Annotated in this window: 21 protein-coding genes; 9 read left to right on the forward strand and 12 right to left on the reverse strand. The window is 40.7% G+C overall.

Annotation, left to right across the window (positions count from 1 at the left end):
• Positions 1–67 precede the first annotated feature (67 nt).
• A complete protein-coding gene (locus H5187_RS15880; protein WP_182798025.1) occupies positions 68–457 on the forward strand; it encodes a hypothetical protein in 390 nt (129 codons plus the stop codon).
• Positions 458–958, forward strand: coding sequence for a prolyl-tRNA synthetase associated domain-containing protein (locus H5187_RS15885; protein ID WP_145238125.1), 501 nt, complete (start codon positions 458–460; stop codon positions 956–958). It begins immediately after the preceding gene.
• Here the strand turns inward: H5187_RS15885 and H5187_RS15890 are convergent.
• Positions 925–2067 (reverse strand): MFS transporter, encoded by a 1143-nt coding sequence (locus H5187_RS15890; protein WP_145238127.1) that lies wholly within the window; start codon positions 2065–2067, stop codon positions 925–927. The genes H5187_RS15885 and H5187_RS15890 overlap by 34 nt on opposite strands.
• Before the next feature lie 485 nt (positions 2068–2552).
• Here H5187_RS15890 and H5187_RS15895 point away from each other — a divergent pair, with 485 nt between their 5' ends.
• The 4 genes from H5187_RS15895 (at position 2553) to H5187_RS15910 (ending at position 5690) form a co-directional block, all read left to right on the forward strand.
• A complete protein-coding gene (locus H5187_RS15895; RefSeq protein WP_149980503.1) occupies positions 2553–3092 on the forward strand; it encodes a DUF2058 domain-containing protein in 540 nt (179 codons plus the stop codon).
• 142 nt (positions 3093–3234) lie between these two features.
• Positions 3235–3558 (forward strand): c-type cytochrome, encoded by a 324-nt coding sequence (locus H5187_RS15900; RefSeq protein WP_145238134.1) that lies wholly within the window; start codon positions 3235–3237, stop codon positions 3556–3558.
• A 160-nt stretch (positions 3559–3718) separates the two neighbouring features.
• A complete protein-coding gene (locus H5187_RS15905) occupies positions 3719–4486 on the forward strand; it encodes a class II aldolase/adducin family protein (RefSeq protein ID WP_182735552.1) in 768 nt (255 codons plus the stop codon).
• 28 nt (positions 4487–4514) lie between these two features.
• Positions 4515–5690 carry a mandelate racemase/muconate lactonizing enzyme family protein gene (locus tag H5187_RS15910; protein ID WP_064668182.1) on the forward strand — a complete coding sequence of 392 codons (1176 nt, stop codon included), beginning with the start codon at positions 4515–4517 and terminating at the stop codon, positions 5688–5690.
• Between the two features lie 135 nt (positions 5691–5825).
• On the opposite strand, the gene H5187_RS15915 is transcribed toward H5187_RS15910, so the two are convergent.
• The 9 genes from H5187_RS15915 to zapB all read right to left on the reverse strand — a co-directional run bounded on the left by H5187_RS15915 (position 5826) and on the right by zapB (position 13210).
• Positions 5826–6206 carry a hypothetical protein gene (locus tag H5187_RS15915; RefSeq protein ID WP_149980504.1) on the reverse strand — a complete coding sequence of 127 codons (381 nt, stop codon included), beginning with the start codon at positions 6204–6206 and terminating at the stop codon, positions 5826–5828.
• Between the two features lie 31 nt (positions 6207–6237).
• Positions 6238–7815 carry a S41 family peptidase gene (locus H5187_RS15920; protein WP_182798026.1) on the reverse strand — a complete coding sequence of 526 codons (1578 nt, stop codon included), beginning with the start codon at positions 7813–7815 and terminating at the stop codon, positions 6238–6240.
• A gap of 50 nt (positions 7816–7865) precedes the next feature.
• Positions 7866–8708: an amidohydrolase gene (locus tag H5187_RS15925; RefSeq protein ID WP_182740857.1), complete on the reverse strand. Its 843-nt coding sequence runs from the start codon at positions 8706–8708 to the stop codon at positions 7866–7868.
• Entirely contained in the window at positions 8705–9433 is a 729-nt protein-coding gene (locus tag H5187_RS15930) for an SDR family NAD(P)-dependent oxidoreductase (protein ID WP_182740856.1), read from the reverse strand. The genes H5187_RS15925 and H5187_RS15930 overlap by 4 nt, the downstream gene beginning before the upstream one ends.
• Positions 9434–9442: 9 nt before the next feature.
• Positions 9443–9931 carry a peptidylprolyl isomerase gene (locus H5187_RS15935; RefSeq protein ID WP_182732172.1) on the reverse strand — a complete coding sequence of 163 codons (489 nt, stop codon included), beginning with the start codon at positions 9929–9931 and terminating at the stop codon, positions 9443–9445.
• Positions 9932–10007: 76 nt separating this feature from the next.
• Complete coding sequence (locus tag H5187_RS15940) at positions 10008–11498, reverse strand: LysM peptidoglycan-binding domain-containing protein (protein WP_182740855.1); 1491 nt, start codon at positions 11496–11498, stop codon at positions 10008–10010.
• Between the two features lie 54 nt (positions 11499–11552).
• Positions 11553–12572, reverse strand: a complete 1020-nt coding sequence (locus tag H5187_RS15945) for an MBL fold metallo-hydrolase (protein ID WP_149980510.1) — start codon at positions 12570–12572, stop codon at positions 11553–11555.
• Positions 12573–12680: 108 nt separating this feature from the next.
• Positions 12681–12980: a cell division protein ZapA gene (locus H5187_RS15950; RefSeq protein ID WP_149980511.1), complete on the reverse strand. Its 300-nt coding sequence runs from the start codon at positions 12978–12980 to the stop codon at positions 12681–12683.
• Entirely contained in the window at positions 12980–13210 is a 231-nt protein-coding gene (gene zapB / locus H5187_RS15955; protein ID WP_145238165.1) for a cell division protein ZapB, read from the reverse strand. Before zapB ends, H5187_RS15950 begins: the two co-directional genes overlap by 1 nt.
• A gap of 234 nt (positions 13211–13444) precedes the next feature.
• On the opposite strand from zapB, the gene H5187_RS15960 reads away from it, so the two are divergent.
• Positions 13445–14284, forward strand: coding sequence for a 23S rRNA (adenine(2030)-N(6))-methyltransferase RlmJ (locus H5187_RS15960; RefSeq protein WP_149980512.1), 840 nt, complete (start codon positions 13445–13447; stop codon positions 14282–14284).
• A gap of 51 nt (positions 14285–14335) precedes the next feature.
• On the opposite strand, the gene H5187_RS15965 is transcribed toward H5187_RS15960, so the two are convergent.
• A complete protein-coding gene (locus H5187_RS15965; protein WP_145238168.1) occupies positions 14336–15151 on the reverse strand; it encodes an META domain-containing protein in 816 nt (271 codons plus the stop codon).
• Positions 15152–15290: 139 nt separating this feature from the next.
• Positions 15291–15857 carry an alkylphosphonate utilization protein gene (locus tag H5187_RS15970; protein ID WP_145238171.1) on the reverse strand — a complete coding sequence of 189 codons (567 nt, stop codon included), beginning with the start codon at positions 15855–15857 and terminating at the stop codon, positions 15291–15293.
• 255 nt (positions 15858–16112) lie between these two features.
• Between H5187_RS15970 and H5187_RS15975 the strand changes: the two genes are divergently transcribed.
• Both H5187_RS15975 and H5187_RS15980 read left to right on the forward strand, forming a co-directional pair.
• Positions 16113–17387, forward strand: coding sequence for an EAL and HDOD domain-containing protein (locus H5187_RS15975; protein WP_182732177.1), 1275 nt, complete (start codon positions 16113–16115; stop codon positions 17385–17387).
• A gap of 47 nt (positions 17388–17434) precedes the next feature.
• Complete coding sequence (locus H5187_RS15980; protein ID WP_145238177.1) at positions 17435–18043, forward strand: paraquat-inducible protein A; 609 nt, start codon at positions 17435–17437, stop codon at positions 18041–18043.
• The last annotated feature ends 76 nt before the right edge of the window (positions 18044–18119 follow it).

Here is an 18119-nt window from a genome sequence, read left to right on the forward strand (position 1 = left end):
AATTTTTACGCAAACAATGAATTTTTGGTAGACTAACGGTCACTGGATAACAGGAATGATACTAATAATGAAAAAATACGCGTTGATGTTACTCGTTTTACTCTGTGGTTGTGCTAGCCAAAGTGATGAGCCGCCTTTTGAAATTAATAATAAACAGTTACACACTAAATTAGATGAGCAAGGTAATAAGATTTTTGCTTATGTGGTATCGGTTAAATCCAATAGTCGCGCAAATTTAAACTTAGATCGACCACTGACACGCCAGCAATTTAAAAACTTTGCAGAGCAAGAATATTTTGAAGAATCAAATAGCTTAAAATTAGAATTAGAAGATCAAGCCGTGCACTTATTAAAACAAGAGCTGCATGACAAAAAATATTGTCGCAACGATAAATATGAGATAAATGAAGTATTGTGGCGAGATTTAAGTGTACGCTTGATGGGGCGTTGTTTATAAATGTTAGCGGATAAAAGTAAATTAGCGGCGCTGTTAGCGCATTTAAATATCAATTATGACGTTATCGAACACCCTGCATTACATAGTAGTCTTGCTGCAGATGAATTAATGGTGGAACGCCCCGGAACAAGATTAAAAAACTTATTTTTGCGTGATAACGAAGGTAAAAAGCATTTTTTGGTGATCACCGCACATGACAAGCAGTTAGACTTAAAATCACTGGCTAAATATCAAGGCTTGTCACGCTTAGGGTTTGCCTCCGATGAGCGCTTAGCACGCTTTTTAAAAGTCGCACCTGGATGTGTATCTATGCTTGCTTTGATGAATGATAAGCAAAATGATGTCACTTTATGGCTTGACCAAGACATATGGTTTGGTGATCTATTTCATTGTCATCCATTTGAGAACACCCAAACATGGTTATTAAAAAAAGCCGATTTAGACGCTTTTTTTGCCACCACAGGGCATCAACCTAAAGTGGTTTTTTTACCCGCTAGATAAGCCGAACTTACTAAAATTAATCCGCATATACAGACTAATAATAACGAGGCCATAAATGCGATATGGCCAAGTTGTTGATATACCAAGCCAGGTACAAAAGAGCCTAAAGCCCCGCCACTATAATAAAACGACACATAAGCACCATTAGTGACACTCGGTGGTGCACTGCTTATTTTATTAACCAGCGGCGCTGCGGTTGAATGAATAATAAACATCGCGCCGCAAAAACCAGTGAATGCCAGTAAAAAAATCACTAATTGTGAGCTCATCAAAAATACTAGTGTAGTGCTGTAAAAAGCAAATATAGCAGACAATAAATGCCACGGTGAAATACTCTTTTTTAATAACCAAGGAGTCGCAATAGAGGCGAGGGCGCCAATCAAGTAACCGCTATAAACTAAGCCAATATCACGGGTATTAGTAATTAAAAAAGTGTCTTGTAAAATGAACGGTAAATAATTTAATAACGCAGCAAAGCAAAAAAACATACAAAACACCGCACCATATAATTTTAATACCGCAGCATTCGCGAGCTGTTTTAAATAATTTAATGGGGAAAGAGTGCTGTTAACAATGGCTGTTTGATTACGTGGAATACTCAGTGCAAAGCTAATTAAACCTGCGGCAATAACAAAATAGAAGCTTTGCCAAGTCCATAAATCAGCAAAAATAGCCGCTAACACTCGGCCAAAGTAACCCCCAGCAATTGTACTGCCAATATAGAAGGTCATATTCTTTTGCAAACTATCAGCTTGATAAGTGCTGCCTATGTAAGTGGTCATTGCTGTGAGTGCGGCAGGCAAGGTTAAACCTTGTAAAAATCGTAGTAACAGTAATAACTCAAAACTGGGGGCATAGGCAAAAGCAACACAGGTAACAGCTAGTACTAGCATCGCGTAGCGAAGAATTGTTAAAGGGTTACGTTTAGCTAGTAATAAGCCGTATACCAAAGGAGCAATCGCCAAAGGGAGCATAGTTGCCGTCATCAAGCTACCTGCGGTTGCAGGACTAACTGAAAATTGCTCTGCAAATAAGCTTAATAATGGCTGCGGTGCATAGAGCACGAAAAAGATAAACAGCGAGCAAACTAATAAATGACCGAAACGCATTTTATTGGCCCTACTACAAAAACCACAGCTTAACCTGATTGATATTAAATTCAACCTCAACGCGTTCTTTAAGTGGTTACTTTTATTCTAGAAATAAGTATTTATTGCGCTAAATCAGGTTTTCAATCACAACACTTTGCTAGATTAATGGTCACAGCACTATGATTTGTTTTAATTGGTGATTATACCCAAGCCACCTCAAGATGCAGAATTCAGCGTTTCACAGGGGCTTAATATCAAGGCCTTACTTTGCAAGAATGGCAGTCCCTTTTAAGAAGTAACAACGCTGAGAGTAAGTTCCTGTGAAACGCCCAACGGGTTGGTTTAAAAGCGATTTATACTACGTTATTGATTTTAGCAATAGACCCACTATTACTTGCAATCAATGCCTTGCCTAAATCGCTTTTAATTCCAACTGAAACTCGCATCTTGGGGTGGTTTGGGTATAAAATAAAGCTAATATCAGTTTTTAATGGAACAAAGCTATGGGTTCATTACAAGACCAATTGCTACAAGCAGGATTAACCACATCACATAAAGCTAAAGTTGCTAAAAGTGAAAAGCGTAAGCAACAAAAAAAACCAAAAAAAGGGGCGACCAGTAACCCTAGTGATCTGCAAAAGCATATTCAGCAAACAAAGTTAGAACAGCAGAAAAAAGCAGAAGAATTAAATCAAGCTCGCCAAGGTGAGTTAAAGCAACGTGAGCAAGTTGCCCGCGTAAAGCAGATATTAGAACATCATAATCAAGATTCGATACGTGGTGAGCGGACTTTCAATTTTACTTACGAAAATAAAGTCAAAGAGCTCGACGTAAATGAACAAACGCAAAAAGCCTTATCAGGTGGCCGACTGGCAATTTGTGTGTTGGAAGGGCAGTTTTTTGTACTTGAAGATGAGCCAGCCCGTAAAGTGGCAGAAGTTGATGAAAAGTACATCGTGTTTCATGTAGAGCCAGAAGACAAAGGCAAAGATGCTGATGACCCATACGCTGATTTTGAAGTACCAGATGATTTAGTATGGTAGCCTAAGAGATGACTTGAACAGCGTGTTTGGTGATCTACTTGGTGTATAAATTACGTACATATGTAATGTACAAAGATCCGTTATTATGGTCTACAATTAAGCTAACAATTTTTATAAACCGTCAAAAAGAAGAGAAAATACAATGAGCAAGATAACAAAATTACTCTTAGGTGCAAGCCTCTCTATGGTTGCTAGTATGTCATTTAACAGCATGGCTGCCGATGGTGCTGCGCTTTATACAGCAAAAATGTGCCAAACATGTCATGGCCCTGAAGGTAAGGCACCGATCATGGCAATGTATCCTAAACTAAATGGTCAGAATAAAGACTACTTAGTGGCGCAAATGAAAGACATTAAATCAGGTGCGCGCAATAATGGCATGACTGCAGCGATGAAAGCGATGGTTGCGACTGTTACTGAAGAAGAAATGGTCGCTATTGCCGATTACTTAGCAAACGTAAAATAATTTTTGCTGAGTGTGAGTTATCAATGGGCTCACCGAAAACAGCCACACCAATTTGGTGTGGCTGTTTTGTTTTAAATATTGATCATCCACGCACACTACTTTAGACTTCTATCCATCTATTTCGTGTTTTGTTTTTAACGCGTTTAAATAAGGCCCCATAATGTTTGAATTACCACAACTTGATTTAAAAAATAAAGTCTCTGCACAAGAATGGCAGTTACGAGTTGATTTAGCCGCCTGTTATCGGTTGGTTGAGCATTTTCGTTGGGGTGATTTGATTTACACACATTTATCGGCGCGTTTGCCGGGGACTGACCATTATTTAGTGAATGCGTTTGGCCTCACATTTGATGAAGTAACAGCTTCTAACCTAGTCAAAGTGGACTTGGCCGGAAATATTTTGGATGACACGCCATTTGCAATCAACCCTGCTGGTTTTACGATTCACAGCGCGATTCACGAAGTGCGTGATGACGCTCATTGTGTTATTCACTTACATACTAAAGAAACGATTGCCGTTGCCACGCAGCAAAATGGTCTGCTGCCACTTAGTCAGTATTCAATGTTTTCACTGCCGTCATTGTCTTATCACGGCTATGAAGGCTTAGCAGTTAATAGCGATGAGAAAAAACGTTTACAAGATGATCTCGCTAATACTAATCATATGTTGTTAGTAAACCATGGTGGTTTAACTGTGGGGCCAACGGTGGGTGATGCATTTATGCGTTTTTATGATTTACAGCGTGCTTGTGAAATACAGCTGGCTTTACAAGCCAGTGGCCAAGCTGTTACACCAGTACCTCAAGCCATAATCGATAATATTTATAATCAAGCGAATGTAGTGCACAGCGGAAGTACCGGTGGGCAATTAGCTTGGCCTGCGATGTTACGTAAGGCCCATCGTCTTGATCCTAGTTTTGCAAAATAACCTAAGCCTTGGTTAATAAGGAATTGTCATGAAAGTTAATCGCGTTGAAGTTTTTGATATCCACTGTCCAGACAGACCTGCTTGGACTCCTGTATTTGTCCGTATTCATACTGACGAAGGTATTAGCGGGGTTGGCGAAGCTGGCCTTGCTTATGATTTAGGACACAGTGCTGCCGCTGCTATGATCAAAGAAATGGCTGATGCTTTCTTAATTGGTCATGACCCATTTCAAACCGAAAAGTTATGGTCGCGTATGCTGCGTGAAAGCTTTTGGGGTTTAGGTGGGGGCCCAGTAGTCTATGCAGCAATGAGCGCGATAGACACCGCTTTATGGGACATTAAGGGTAAAGCATTAGGTTTACCTGTGTATCAGTTGTTAGGCGGTAAAGTTAACGACAAGCTGCGTACTTATGCTTCGCAATTACAGTTTGATTGGGACACTGAGTTTAAAGCTCTGGTACATCCACAAGAATACGCAGAAGCGGCGTTAAAAGCAGTGGCTGAAGGCTACGATGCCGTTAAAGTTGATCCGATCCAATATGATAAAGACGGCAATACTTATTACGACCGCACTAACATTATTTCACGTGCTGAAATGAAGCTATATCGCGCCCGTATGCAGGCAATTCGTGAAGCTGTTGGTGATGAAGTGGATATCATTTTTGAATGCCACAGTTTACCGGGTGTTACCTCTGCTATTCAAATCGGTGAAATCGCTAAAGAATTTGACTGTATGTTTTATGAAGAACCAGTTAACTACTTAAATCATTCGTTACATGCCAAAGTGGCAGATAAAGTATCAGTGCCAATTGCCGGTGGCGAGCGTTTATATAATCGTTGGGGTGTGCGCCCTTACTTAGAAGATCAAAGTATTAATGTATTACAGCCAGATATCGGTTTATGTGGTGGTTTTACTGAAACTAAAAAAGTGTGTGATTACGCTGATATTTTTGATGTGCGTATTCAGGCTCACGTCTGTGGCGGCCCCGTTGCAACCGCAGCATCATTACATTTAGAAACGGCTATTCCAAATTTCTTAATTCATGAGCATCACACTTATGCAATTAAAAAGTGGAACCGTGAGTTATGCTTGCAAGATCCACAGCCTAAAAATGGTTTCTTTGAAGTGTCTGAAGAGCCGGGTATTGGTATTGAACTTAACGACGAAATCGTGATGCGCTCTCAGCGTGTTGAGATCAAATAAAATCATAGGCTACGAGCTATGAATAGCGAGCTAATTTCAGCTCGCTATTCATTAAGTTTATCTACTTTGGCTTTTGCAAATTTAAAACTATTTCTTACTAATTCAAAACGTTAAAATTTTCCTAGCACCTAGCACCTAGATATCATTCACCTTGCATTGTACATCCGGTAGCGGCTCGGTGGCTTTGCTATCGAGATGACGTACAAAGCATAGGTTGTTTTTTATCAGTAATTCAAAACGGTCTGGCATGTTTAGCTGTTTACCCATAATAGGGTTGCCAAGCTCGTCGGTTTTAGTGACGTTATCAACGACCATCAAGCTGCGCTTCATAAACACATCATTAGCTACTGCAATCTTCTCTGAGCGCATTAGGCGAGCAATTCCTTGAGCAATCAGTTCCCCTTGTGGCTCTGTTAGTAATGCATGCTGTAATTTTGGTGTTGGTTCACTGCTTTGCACAGAGCAGCCGCTGATCAAGAGCGCGGTTAGTATTGATAATGAACATTCTTTTAGCATAACAATTCTGCCTTGAGTTTAATGCTAACGCTTAATGCGAAGGCAGTATTTTATTTTGCTCAGCAAGAGATCCAGCCCGTGTATCTGATACTGCAGGGGTATCGCCAAAGCGTGCAGGTGCAAAACCTTGCTTACTGGCTATTGAACTGGCTGCTGGACAACGACCATTATCACGATAACCCAACGCGGCTTTTAGTACCGCTTCTTCAGGATCGCCTAACTGGTGGCTAAAGTCATCAGCAACGGCGCAACCGGCTATGCGTACTGGTAAGCGGGCATTGTCAGTGGTATTTTGCGGCGCAAAACCATCTGAATATTCACCAAAATCTTTATTGTTTTCGCCGGTAAATTGAATACTAAAGTAAGTTGTATCGCAGTTATCGGTGGGATAAAAACCGTATGGTTTACCGCAGGTACCAGAGCCAATTTGAATTACCTCAATATCTGCACCGCGTAAGCCATTTATTATCGCTTCGCTGGCAGAGCAAGTGCTACTAGTGGTTAGTAAATAAACGCGTTTTAAGTTAAGGCTTGGTAATGGTGTACCTGGTATTAATGCCGGGTTCTCGGCAAAGCCAACAAATTCATCGGTGAACATCACAGGCTCCAAACGCTGCCCAGTAACAGGGTTAAAGGTTGGGTGTTGATCGTTAAAAATGGTTTTTTCGAAAACTTTACCGTTGGTGTTCGCGGGGCCTGCGATCATATAAGCAACTTGACTGGCCATTTGTAAAAAACCACCGCCATTATAACGAATATCAATAATCAGATCAGTGACATTACTTGCTTTGAGATTATTAAAGGCATCATAAAGCGGTTTTTCAGCAATTGCATTGTGGCTATTAAATTGAAAGTAACCAACAGTGCCATCAGCTAAAGTCTTCACGTTTGTGACTGGCCTAGAAGTAATCGTTTGTGAGTTTAAAATAACTTCGCGGGTTTCATCGGTATTAATATCTTTGAATACGAAGGTAGTGTTTTTACCGGTTTGAGTTGGATATAAACCCGCGTTGAGGATATCGACCTCTGCTTGCGTGCTGGCATTGATAAAATCAACACCATCGATTTCTAAAATCTCAAAGCCGCGGGCAATATTTTGCGCACTTGCAGGTGAGTTGGGCTCTGTATAGCTGATCACACCTTGACGTGGTGCTGTAGAGCTGATTAATTTAACTTTAAAACCATAACCAAAAGTCACTCCTGATTGGCTTTGGGCTTCCCATTGTGCAGTTGGCAGGCTAGAGTGAAAGTTGTCTTTGTTTGCGCCTGACTCGGTAATTTGCTCGGTTTTTAGTAATTTAAAATATTCATTTACAGCAGGGTTCAGCGCTGGATCACGATCGATAATTTCGTCATACCAAAGGTAGGTTTCATTGCTCCATGAGCGCAGCCAGTGCTTTTCGTTTAATGCTTGGCATTGTTGATAAAAATTACTTGAGGGTTGAAATACACCTTTTGTCCAATTGATACTGTTACCAGTGTCGCCATCACCATTGCTGTTATTGTTGTTGTCGGTCATTGTACTACCGCCACCACAGCCAGAAAGAAGCGCTAGAAAAGAAACATTGAAAAGCCCAATAGTGAGCTTTTGAATAGAGGAAACAGCCATAGTGATGATCTATTTTTTATACAATATAAACCCAATATAGCGGTTTTTAATTAAACTTGGTAGCAGTGCTGCGCATTTTTGTAGCTAAGTTGTTGCCATACACTATGAGTATTACACAGCTCAAAATGGTTTGACCAACGCTGTTGATAACTCGCGTTGATTTGACACACAGGGAAATTACTAGCAAACATAACGCGGTGCTGACCAAAGTGTTGCAGGATAAAGTTAAAACACTGCTGTTGCTGAGTTTGCAGCTGCGCGGTGAGTAGCTCAAAGCCTGAAAATTTAATCCAGCAGTTAGGTAGTTGCGCTAATTGGCTGATCCCCTGCTGCCAAATTGACAGATTATTGGGTAAACCCGCATGGTTTATTATTAATTGTAAATGCGGAAGTTGTTGGCAGTAGTTGATTAGCTGTTGGGTAATCGTAAGCTTTTCAACTTCAAATTGAGCTTCAAATATCAGCTGCTTACTGGCTAATAGCGCTAAGTTATCATGGCATGTAGCATGGCTTAAGCGCATGGCATCAGCGCCTTCGGTGATATCTCTAATGCCCACTAAGCTTGGGTGTGATAAAGCGGTAATTGCATTATTAAAATCGTCGGGATGACTATTAATATTGGCAAAGCTGATAGCTTTATAATTGTGGCCACTTAAGTGCTCAGCTAGCCAGTGCAGTTCATTGATGGGGTGCTGGTTATCAAAGCCTGCTTCAATGTGTACTAGGCCAGCAATTTCAAACTGACTTATATGCTGTAATTGGTTAACACTTATGGGCGCTTTAATCGTATCTAAATTTGGCCAAGGCACAGGATTGTTACCTTGTAGCCAATCATATTGCCCTTGGACTAAATTAAAAAAGTGTACGTGAGGGTCAATAATGCGTTCACTCATTGCGCGGTATAACCACCATCAATAGTTTGCAAACTGCCGGTAATAAAGCTGGCATCATCACTGGCTAAAAACGTAACTAATGCTGCGACTTCATCAGCTTGGCCTAATCGTCCGAGTGGCTGTAATGCGCCTTCTTCGGCAACTATAGTGGCTTTATCGGCGCCACTACGAGCACAATATGCGTCGATAGCATTATGAAAAAGCGGTGTTTCTATGGTGCCTGGGCACACTGCATTGGTGCGAATATTAAACTGGGCATAATCTAATGCGGTGGTTTTTGCCATTGAGGCTAACGCATGTTTGGTCAGGTTATACGCAAACGAGTTGTTTTTAGCTATGATGGCTTGATCTGAGGCAATTAAAATAATCACCCCATTTTGTTGCGCTTTCATGCTTGGTAACACGCTTTGAATTGCCGCGTAGGCACCTTTTACATTAAGTGCAAACAAGCTATCGAAGGTTGCTTCGTCAGTGTCTTCAATTGTCGCGCTTAGATGACGGCCGGCATTCGATACCAACACATCTATACATTTGCCATTACTGGCAATCTTTGCAATAACCGTTTTTACTGCGCTAACATCACTCACATCGCAGTGGTGCCAAGTGCCTAAATCTGCAGGTTCTAGATCAAGGTTATGTACTTGGTAACCATTATTTAGAAAACGCTTAACAACAGCAAGACCTATACCTTTACTGCCGCCTGTAACGATAGCAACCTTTGACATGGAATTTCCTTAGTGGTTGTGACCACAACCGCCTTCGCTATGGACATGGCCGTGTGATACTTCTTCGCTGGTTGCTTCACGTACGCTAAGTACTTGTACATCAAACGTTAGAGTTTTGCCTGCAAATGGGTGGTTTAAATCACAATCAGCATTGAAACGACCTACTTTCACGATCGTCACTTGATGACGGCCTTGATTAGAGCTAACCATTGCTGTCATACCTGGCTTCCATACTTTAGTGTCACCTTGAAGGTGTTTAAGAGGAATGCGTTGAATAAGATCATCAACACGTTCACCGTAAGATTCACTCGGTGTAAGTGTCACGCTGAAGCTATCGCCAGCAGCCTTGCCTTCAAGAGCTGTTTCAAGACCAGGAAGCATACCTTCCAAACCATGAATATAGGTTAGCGGCTCACTGCCAGTACTTGTTTCTAGTTGCTCGCCCGCTTCACTTAATGTGTAGTGAAATTCAACTGCCGAGTTTTTGCTAATTTGCATGCCGATCTCTTTAATTTAACTGTAATGAAAAGCTAATTTTACGCTAAATAAGCCGGATTATAAACTACTGGTTCGGTTAGTGTGGTTGCTTTAAGGTTCTTGCAAGCTCTGAAAGTAAACCTTCGTCATGCAATTGTGACACGGCCTTTGTTGCTTGCGGCAAATGTAGCACCAGCTGCGTGCCAGGCGTTAAAATACTCGAGGCACTAAGTTTATTCCACCGGGCTAAATCACTATGCGGCACATCATAAAGTTGGCTGATTCCCCAGATAGTATCACCAGGCTTTACCTGGTATTGGATTGCGATAGTGGGGATCGCTATTTCAGTTTGTTCAAGGTAAGGACTGATTTTATAATTGATAGTTAACGAGTCTGGCATGGTGCGAGGTTGGCCAACCATCAGTGCTTCACCAATACCAATTAAATTAGAGGTTTTGTTATTCATCGCTTTTAGTTTGTTAACTGATAATCCAAAACGACGAGCAATCGAGTACAAAGTATCATTTTTTTTCACTGTATATTCGCCAGTGAAATTATTTTTAAAGAACTGGCTGCTTAATAAGCTTTGCTGTTGCAGTGGTAGTAATAAAGTATGAGGACCATTAGGTGAGCTTTGGTTTTTTAAATAGCCAGGGTTGAGTTTGTGTAGTTGGCTGCGACCAATACCAGATAAATTGGCGATCACCGAAAAATCAAATTGCTGGCCAACGTTAAGCTCAGTTGTAAGGGCTTTGTTGGCAAGTTTAGGGCGGTATAATCCGCGCTGAGGGTTTTGTATTAAGTAGCTTAATGCCATTAGCTTTGGCACGTATTCAGAGGTTTCTTTGGGTAATTTCAACGACCAGTAATCAGTGCTTTTGCCGCGCTTTTTATTTTCTGCGATGGCGCGCTTTACACGTCCTTCGCCACTATTATAAGCCGCTAATGCATGTAGCCAGTCGCCATCAAAGCGCTTATGTAAATACTCTAAATAGGCCAAAGCGGCATCTGTTGAAGCGAGAACATCTTTGCGCCCGTCATACCATTGATCTGATTTTATGCCGAAGTGATGAGCCGTCGCACCGACTAATTGCCATACCCCAACAGCTTGTTCTGAGGAGCTAATAGTCGGGCGAAAGTCACTTTCTACAAAAGGCAATAAAGCTAATTCCATGGGTAACTTACGTTGCTCTATTTTACTAACAATATGATAAAGATAAGGCGCAGCCCGGGCACTGACAACCTGTAAGTATTTTGGTTGCTTGGTATACCAGGTAATCCGTTTATTTAGTGCTTTGTTTAGGTAAATTTGAATGGTTAAGTTGTCGGCTATATGTCGCCATAAATCTTTATTGCGAGTGTGCGCTTGAGGTGATGTAGCGGCTTGTTGCGCTGGAGCTGTTAATGTTATTTTTTGTTTTTTATGCTTGGTATCTGTGGGCTGTGCTGAGCTATTTGATGACGGTTTAACGTGATTAAAAATAACCGGAGCTTGCACAGTATCACTTGGCGCTGAATATGGCTCAGTTGTTTGGCAACCGGATAGTAAAATTAAAGTCACAAACAGGGCTAAGAGGTAACTGCGCATAAACATCACTAAATTAATATCCTTTTAAAAGTCTAGCACATCCACGTGCGAGCGCTATTTTGACTGTTTAACTCGTTTAAGTCCAGCCTCTAGAAACAGCGGGTAAGCTTTTCGTGCTATCTCATCAACTTGGTAGTCTTTCGCAAACTGCTGATTAAAGCTTTGCTGTAATTGCACTAAATCTTGCTCTGGATAGTTTGTTACATGCTGTTGTATCGCGTGCAAAAAGTTTAATGGTTGCTGTAAATCGTCTCGTTTTAGTACGCTTCCGTGGCCAGGCAGGATTATCTTGATGCGCTGATCTGAGTGAAGTTGTGTGAGTATTTGCAACCAGTTATTAAAATTACCATGGCCGGGATAAGGTAGCCAATCAACCACATCAGCACCGACTAAAATGCGATGATTTTCGGCGCTGAGAGTTAAATCACCATTAGTATGGGCTTGGTGTGCGTTAATCGTGACTGGGTAGTTGCCAAGTTCAATGGTTAAGCTATCAACAACGTAAGTTTGTGGTGGTTGTAGTTGATACTGGCGCCATCGTAATAATCGCTGCTTAGCTAAGTTGAGTTTGTTTTGCCAGTGCTGTTGTTGCGCTTCGGGCTGCTGGGCTAAACGCTGTAAACTCAATTCGATACTTTTTTCATAACTATCAAGTTTATTAGTATAGGTTTGTTGGAGTTGACTAAATTCAGTAGCAAGCTGTTGATGGACAATTAATTGAGCATCGGGGAAATGATGCTGCAAAATAGCCATGCCCAGTAAATGGTCGTCGTGGAAGTGACTAGCAACTAAGTAACACAAGGGGGTTTTTAAGGTGCTTTTTAGTTGCTTAACGGTTGCTTCAACAGCGGCAAAGTCGCCACTGGCATCAAACATTAGCGCGCATTTATCACCTTCAATGAGCACTTGGTTTGAGTCATAAAAGCGTAGGGCTCGTTGCTGCTCTAAAAATTGTACGTTAGGGGAGATTGTTTGCCACTGTGTTGCTGCAACAGCAGAGCGGGGTGCAACAAGACTAAAGCTTAGCAATAAAAGTGCAGTTAACTGAGTGGGGATATAAAAAGGGTGAGTCATAACAGTATTGCCAAAATAGAGAAAATAAAATAGGCAAGTTAGCTGATTTTGTTTTTAATTGATACTGGAATCCACGAGATAATAAAAAAAGCGCGAGTGCGCTTTTTTTTATTCGGCTGACGATTGCCCTAAGTAAGCACTGAGCTTATCGATGAGTTGATCCTGCTGCTGTTGGGTAACGCTTTGCTGTGTTTTTGCTTCGAGTAACTCATGGCTAATATTCAAGGCTGCCATTAATAAGGCTTTTTGATCATTGCGCACTGTTGAGCGCTGCTTCATTTGATCAACCAAATCATTTAAGTATTTGGCTGATGCAATGAGTGCATCCTCTTGCCCAGCTGGGCAAGCAAATTGCTGCTCTTTACCAAGCAACTCAACTGTGACTCGCTGGTTTTGCAGCTCAGACATTAGTTAGCCTGTTGGGCGCTTTGTAGCTTCTCAAGTAAACCCGTTAAAGTTGTGCTGGTGTCTTTTTGTTTTTCTTCACTTTCAAGTACTTCAAGTTGAAGAATTTCATTTTCATCGATTAGCTTACTATTTTTATCTTTAAGCTCGCTAACCTGAGTTTGTAGCTGTGAATTTTGGCTAATTAATTGGTCGATCAATTGTTCTAGTTGAGAAAGGGTATCGTTATTCATAAAGGCGCTCATAAAACTGTGATTATTGTCATGCAAATGTAAAGCAAAGTTGCTTTATATGCCAGCATTTACGTGTGTTTTGGCTGATTTTTATTTAATGTTAATAAGCTGTTCAGGCTAGCGACTAATTTGTTCATAAGTGGTTCACTTAATGGCCAGCAATTTATGACCCTTGGCGTTTTATGTTGTAGAATATAACTAACTTCAATGAGTTTATTTAAGCGAAATTATATTATGCTCAGTTACAGACACTCATTTCATGCTGGAAACCCAGCCGATGTCGTTAAACATTTGGTATTAGCTCAGGTATTAAGTTACCAGACGCTCAAAGATAAGCCATTGGACTATATCGATACTCACTCAGGAGCTGGCTTTTTTGAATTAGCCAGTGCTGATGCACAAAAAACGCAAGAATACCTAAATGGCATTGCTAAGCTTTATCAACATCGCAGTGAGCATCAGGAACTAAATGATTATATTGATTTAATTAAATCATTTAATGACACAGAACAATTAGCTTTTTATCCGGGCTCGCCGAAAATTGCTGAGCATTTCTTGCGTCGCCAAGACAAAGGTTGGTTTTTTGAGCTACATCCGCGAGATTTGGCATTACTACAAGAAAACATGAGCGGTAAGCGCTCAATTCGTGTCCGCGGCGAGGATGGCTTTACGGGTCTAGTGGGGTTATTACCCCCCGCTTCGCGCAGAGCATGTGTACTCATTGATCCACCTTATGAAATTAAAGACGATTACGACACTGTGGTAAAAACATTAACGAAGGCTTATCAACGCTTTGCTACTGGTACTTACATGATTTGGTATCCGGTGGTCGACAGAGAAAGAATTGAGCGTATGGAAGAGGGATTGATTGCTTCAGGTATGCGTAATATTCAGTTATTTGAATTAGCGACTGAAGCCGATACTGACGTGCATGGCATGACTGCATCGGGGATGATAGTAATTAATCCACCGTGGAAGTTAAAACAAACTATGGATAAGGTATTACCTGAACTAGTTACCTTATTAAGCGATTCATCAGGCTTTTATCGCAGCGAGCAATTAGTTGCCGAATAAACATTGAAACGCCCAGTTCACTGGGCGTTTAATTACAGAGAGTGATTAGAGTTAATTAAAATACACGGCTTTAAAGGTTGCCAGTACTTTACCTTGCTTATCTTTTAAGGTGAGTGATTCACCATTAATATTCCACGTCGCAGTATTTTCTAGTACGCCAGACATTGCAGTTTCTTGTTCCATACCTTGAGAGCACATTTTTCTAGTACTAGCTTGCGGGCTGAATGTCAGTGCTTGTTGATCTACTTGATAACTACCAGCAAAATTATTGCAGCCTAAAAAGCCATGGCTTTTGTTATCTTTACTAAATTGAATAAAGGGTTCTTTTGTTTCAACAGTGACTTGCACGCCATTTATAGTAACAGCTTTAAAATACGTATTTACTAAATCGACATTAGGCTTTTGCGGCGCAACTTTAGACACGACTACTTCATAAGGTGCTTGTTGTGATTGCTCAAATGGATTGTTATGTGTAGTACTAACGTACAATAACTGATCTTGATTAGTGATACGTGCAATTACGCTATAGCGATGACGTTGATCCATTTTGCTCGCGTCGTAGCTAAGCTCTACCGTATAAGGTGGTGCGCCATTGATATCAATAGTTTGTTGACTAATTATTTCTGCTTCAGTATCCATCTTTGACACATCAGCTAAAGTCACTGTGAGTTGTGATCCAGGACCTAACATGCTGCGATCAAGGTAGCTAACTTGAGTTGTTAAAGTGGCCATGGCTGCATCTTCAGTGGTTTGTTTAGTTTGTGGATCAGGTAGGCTCTTGCACCCGTTAAGTACCATTGCACTGCTGGCCAATAAACTAATGCTGGCAATCGATTTTAAAACTGAATAAGGTTTGTTCGATAGCATGGTTTATTCCTTGAAATAAATGAATCGGTTGATTTTTAATCTATGGGTAGTTTACAGCGCTATTACTTAATCATAGCTTAATTATATTTAGGAACAAAAAAAGGCGCATAAATGCACCTTTTTGTAGGCACAGAGATATTTACTTCTTCACAAACTTGGTCAAAATAACAATGCGCTGACCGTCAACACGTCCTTCAATATGTTCAGGGTTGCTGGTTAAGCCGATATTACGCACAGCAGTACCACGTTTAGCCGTTAAGCTACTGCCCTTAACATCTAAATCTTTAATAAGAGTGACTGTATCGCCGGCTTGCAGTACCACGCCGTTGCTATCAACATGTTTAATATCATCATTTTCAGCAAGTACTTTTTTAGCCCATGCTAACGTATCTTCTTCAAGATAGATCATGTCTAGCGCATCTTGTGCCCAGCCATTATCAGCAGCTAAACGGGTTAGCATACGGTACGCCACCACTTGTACCGCAGGTGTTTGGCTCCACATGCTATCGTTTAAACAATGCCAATGCGTAGGGGTAATATCAGTGGTGCCTTCAACTTGGTCTTTACACGTTTGGCAAGTATAAATACATTTATCTGAATGAGCTTCAGTGACAGGTGGCACTTCGTATACAGAAAGGTTTTCAGTTGCAGTACATAGCTCACATTGGTTATTACTGCGTTCAACTAAGGCTTGTTCAATGCTCATATCAAGGCTCTTTTGGGGGTTAACAGAAAAGTAAGCCCTTATTATACTCAATCATCAGTCAAATTAGAACTTATCCATTATTTTAGTGTGGGTATAGTGAAAACTTTGACTTTACAGATGGTTTGCAGACATTCAATAAAAGGAGCATTATTACTTACAAGTTTAGGCAAGGCGCAAAAACCTTACTATACTGAGTACATAAAATAACAACAATTTAGCTGGCAAGAGTCACTATAGTTATTAGCTGGAAATAATATGCTTAATACGCAGATAACCGCCGAGGTGCCAAAACTTGTTACACAATACATTGCCAGGCAGCCTATTTTTGATGCTGAAACAGGCATTTATGCATACGAATTACTGTATCGAGATTCGATAAATAACGCATTCCCTATTGGCACAACAGATGGTCAGGCTACTGGGCGGCTGTTTTTTAACGCTTTAATGCTTATTGGTATAAATAAACTTACTGCGAACCAACGCGCTTTTATAAACCTATCTTCAGATGCCCTGTTAGATGATTTCCCTAAATTATTGCAACCAGATAGCGCAGTAATAGAAATCGTTGAACGAGCCGACAACATTGATAAAGTGACCAGTCGAGTTACGGCTCTAAAAAAAGATGGCTATACTTTTGCTCTCGATGATTATGATGGAGATGAAAAATGGGAGCCATTATTACATTTAGTTGATTATATAAAGCTTGAAGTTGAAGAGCCCATCATTAAAACCAATATGCTGTTAAAAAAGCTTAAACGCCGTTTTCCTGATGTAAAAATCATAGTTGAACGAATTGAAACGCACGAACAATTTATGTTGCTAAAAAGTGCCGGCTGCGATTACTTTCAAGGCTTCTTTTTCGCGCGTCCAGAAATGCTCAGCTACCATAATGTTGAGCCATCTAAATTTGCTGTTTTTGATTTGCTGCGCTGTACGTCGCGCCCAGATCTCGATTTTGATGAAGTCCACCAGCGGGTAGCTAAAGACGTCGGTTTAACTGCTCGTATTCTTAAATTAGTGAATGCACGCTCTGGTAACCAAAATTTAGTGATCACCTCTATTTCACAAGCGGTTATTTATTTAGGTGAAGATGCAATTCGTCAATTTGTAAGAGTGTTGGCCCTTAGTGAACTAGGGGTTGATAAACCTAGTGAACTAACTAAGTTGGGGTTAACTCGTGCGCATTTCATGCAGTTAATGCTAGAGCCTGGCGGTAAGGAAATGTCTCAGCGTGGTTACTTAGTTGGCTTGATGTCAGTGCTCGATGCTATTTTAAATATGGAACTGGATGTTATCGCAAAAGAGTTTTGTTTAGGCGATGATTTATCGAGTGCACTGCTTAACTTTAACGGTATGTTAGGTGCTACTTTGCAGTTAGCTCGCGCGGTAGAGGAAGATAATTGGCCATTAGCAGTTAAATTGTTAGAAACCATTCGGCCAGCTTCTCCCATCGATGTTATTTATAATGCCATGCTCGTAGCACGGCAATACGGCGATGAGGTTTTAGCCTCAATTATTGAAGATACTTAATACCTTGAGTATGATGCGCCATTATCAATATACTTTAAAAGACGACTATGCGTTTATTACTGCCGATCACGACTATTTTAATTGCTCTGGCGTTGTTATTACCTGGCGTTACTCAGCCTGTGCTAACCCTTGAGGGGAAAATTGATAAATCAAAGCTCGCCAAAACAGGCATTGCTATGATTGCTGATGAAGGTGACCGTCATACCCGCAATATGTTAATGATGGCGTCGAGCATGTTGGGCCTTGATAAACTCGAAGGTGAAATTAGTGCTTATAAAAAAACACGGAGCATTTGGGGCACGGTTAACGAACTTGCCAATAATAAAAATTACCTAGTCGCAGCATTGGTAGCATTGTTTTCAATTGTGGTGCCAGCTTTAAAACTGTTGATGCAATTAGTTTATTGTTTAATACCGATGAACAAATTAAAGCATATACTCGGTCAAGTTATACAAGGCTTGAGTAAATGGAGCATGGTAGATGTTTTTGTCATTGCTTTGATTGTGGCTTACCTTGCTGGTAACGCCGATGGCCAGATGGGGGAATTGATCAACATGCATGCCGAATTTGGTACAGGTTTTTGGTACTTTACCGGTTATTGCTTATTTGCCATCGCCGCCAGCAGCTTAATTAAAGTTACGCCAAAAAATAGCTAAACGTTTGTGTTAACTAAATAGTTATCATAAACTTCGCTAGAACCTAGAACCTAGAACCTAGAACCTAGAACCTAGA

Origin of the sequence: Pseudoalteromonas sp. SG44-1 (assembly GCF_014164315.1) — a bacterium.
Classification (GTDB): Bacteria; Pseudomonadota; Gammaproteobacteria; order Enterobacterales; family Alteromonadaceae; genus Pseudoalteromonas; species Pseudoalteromonas rhizosphaerae.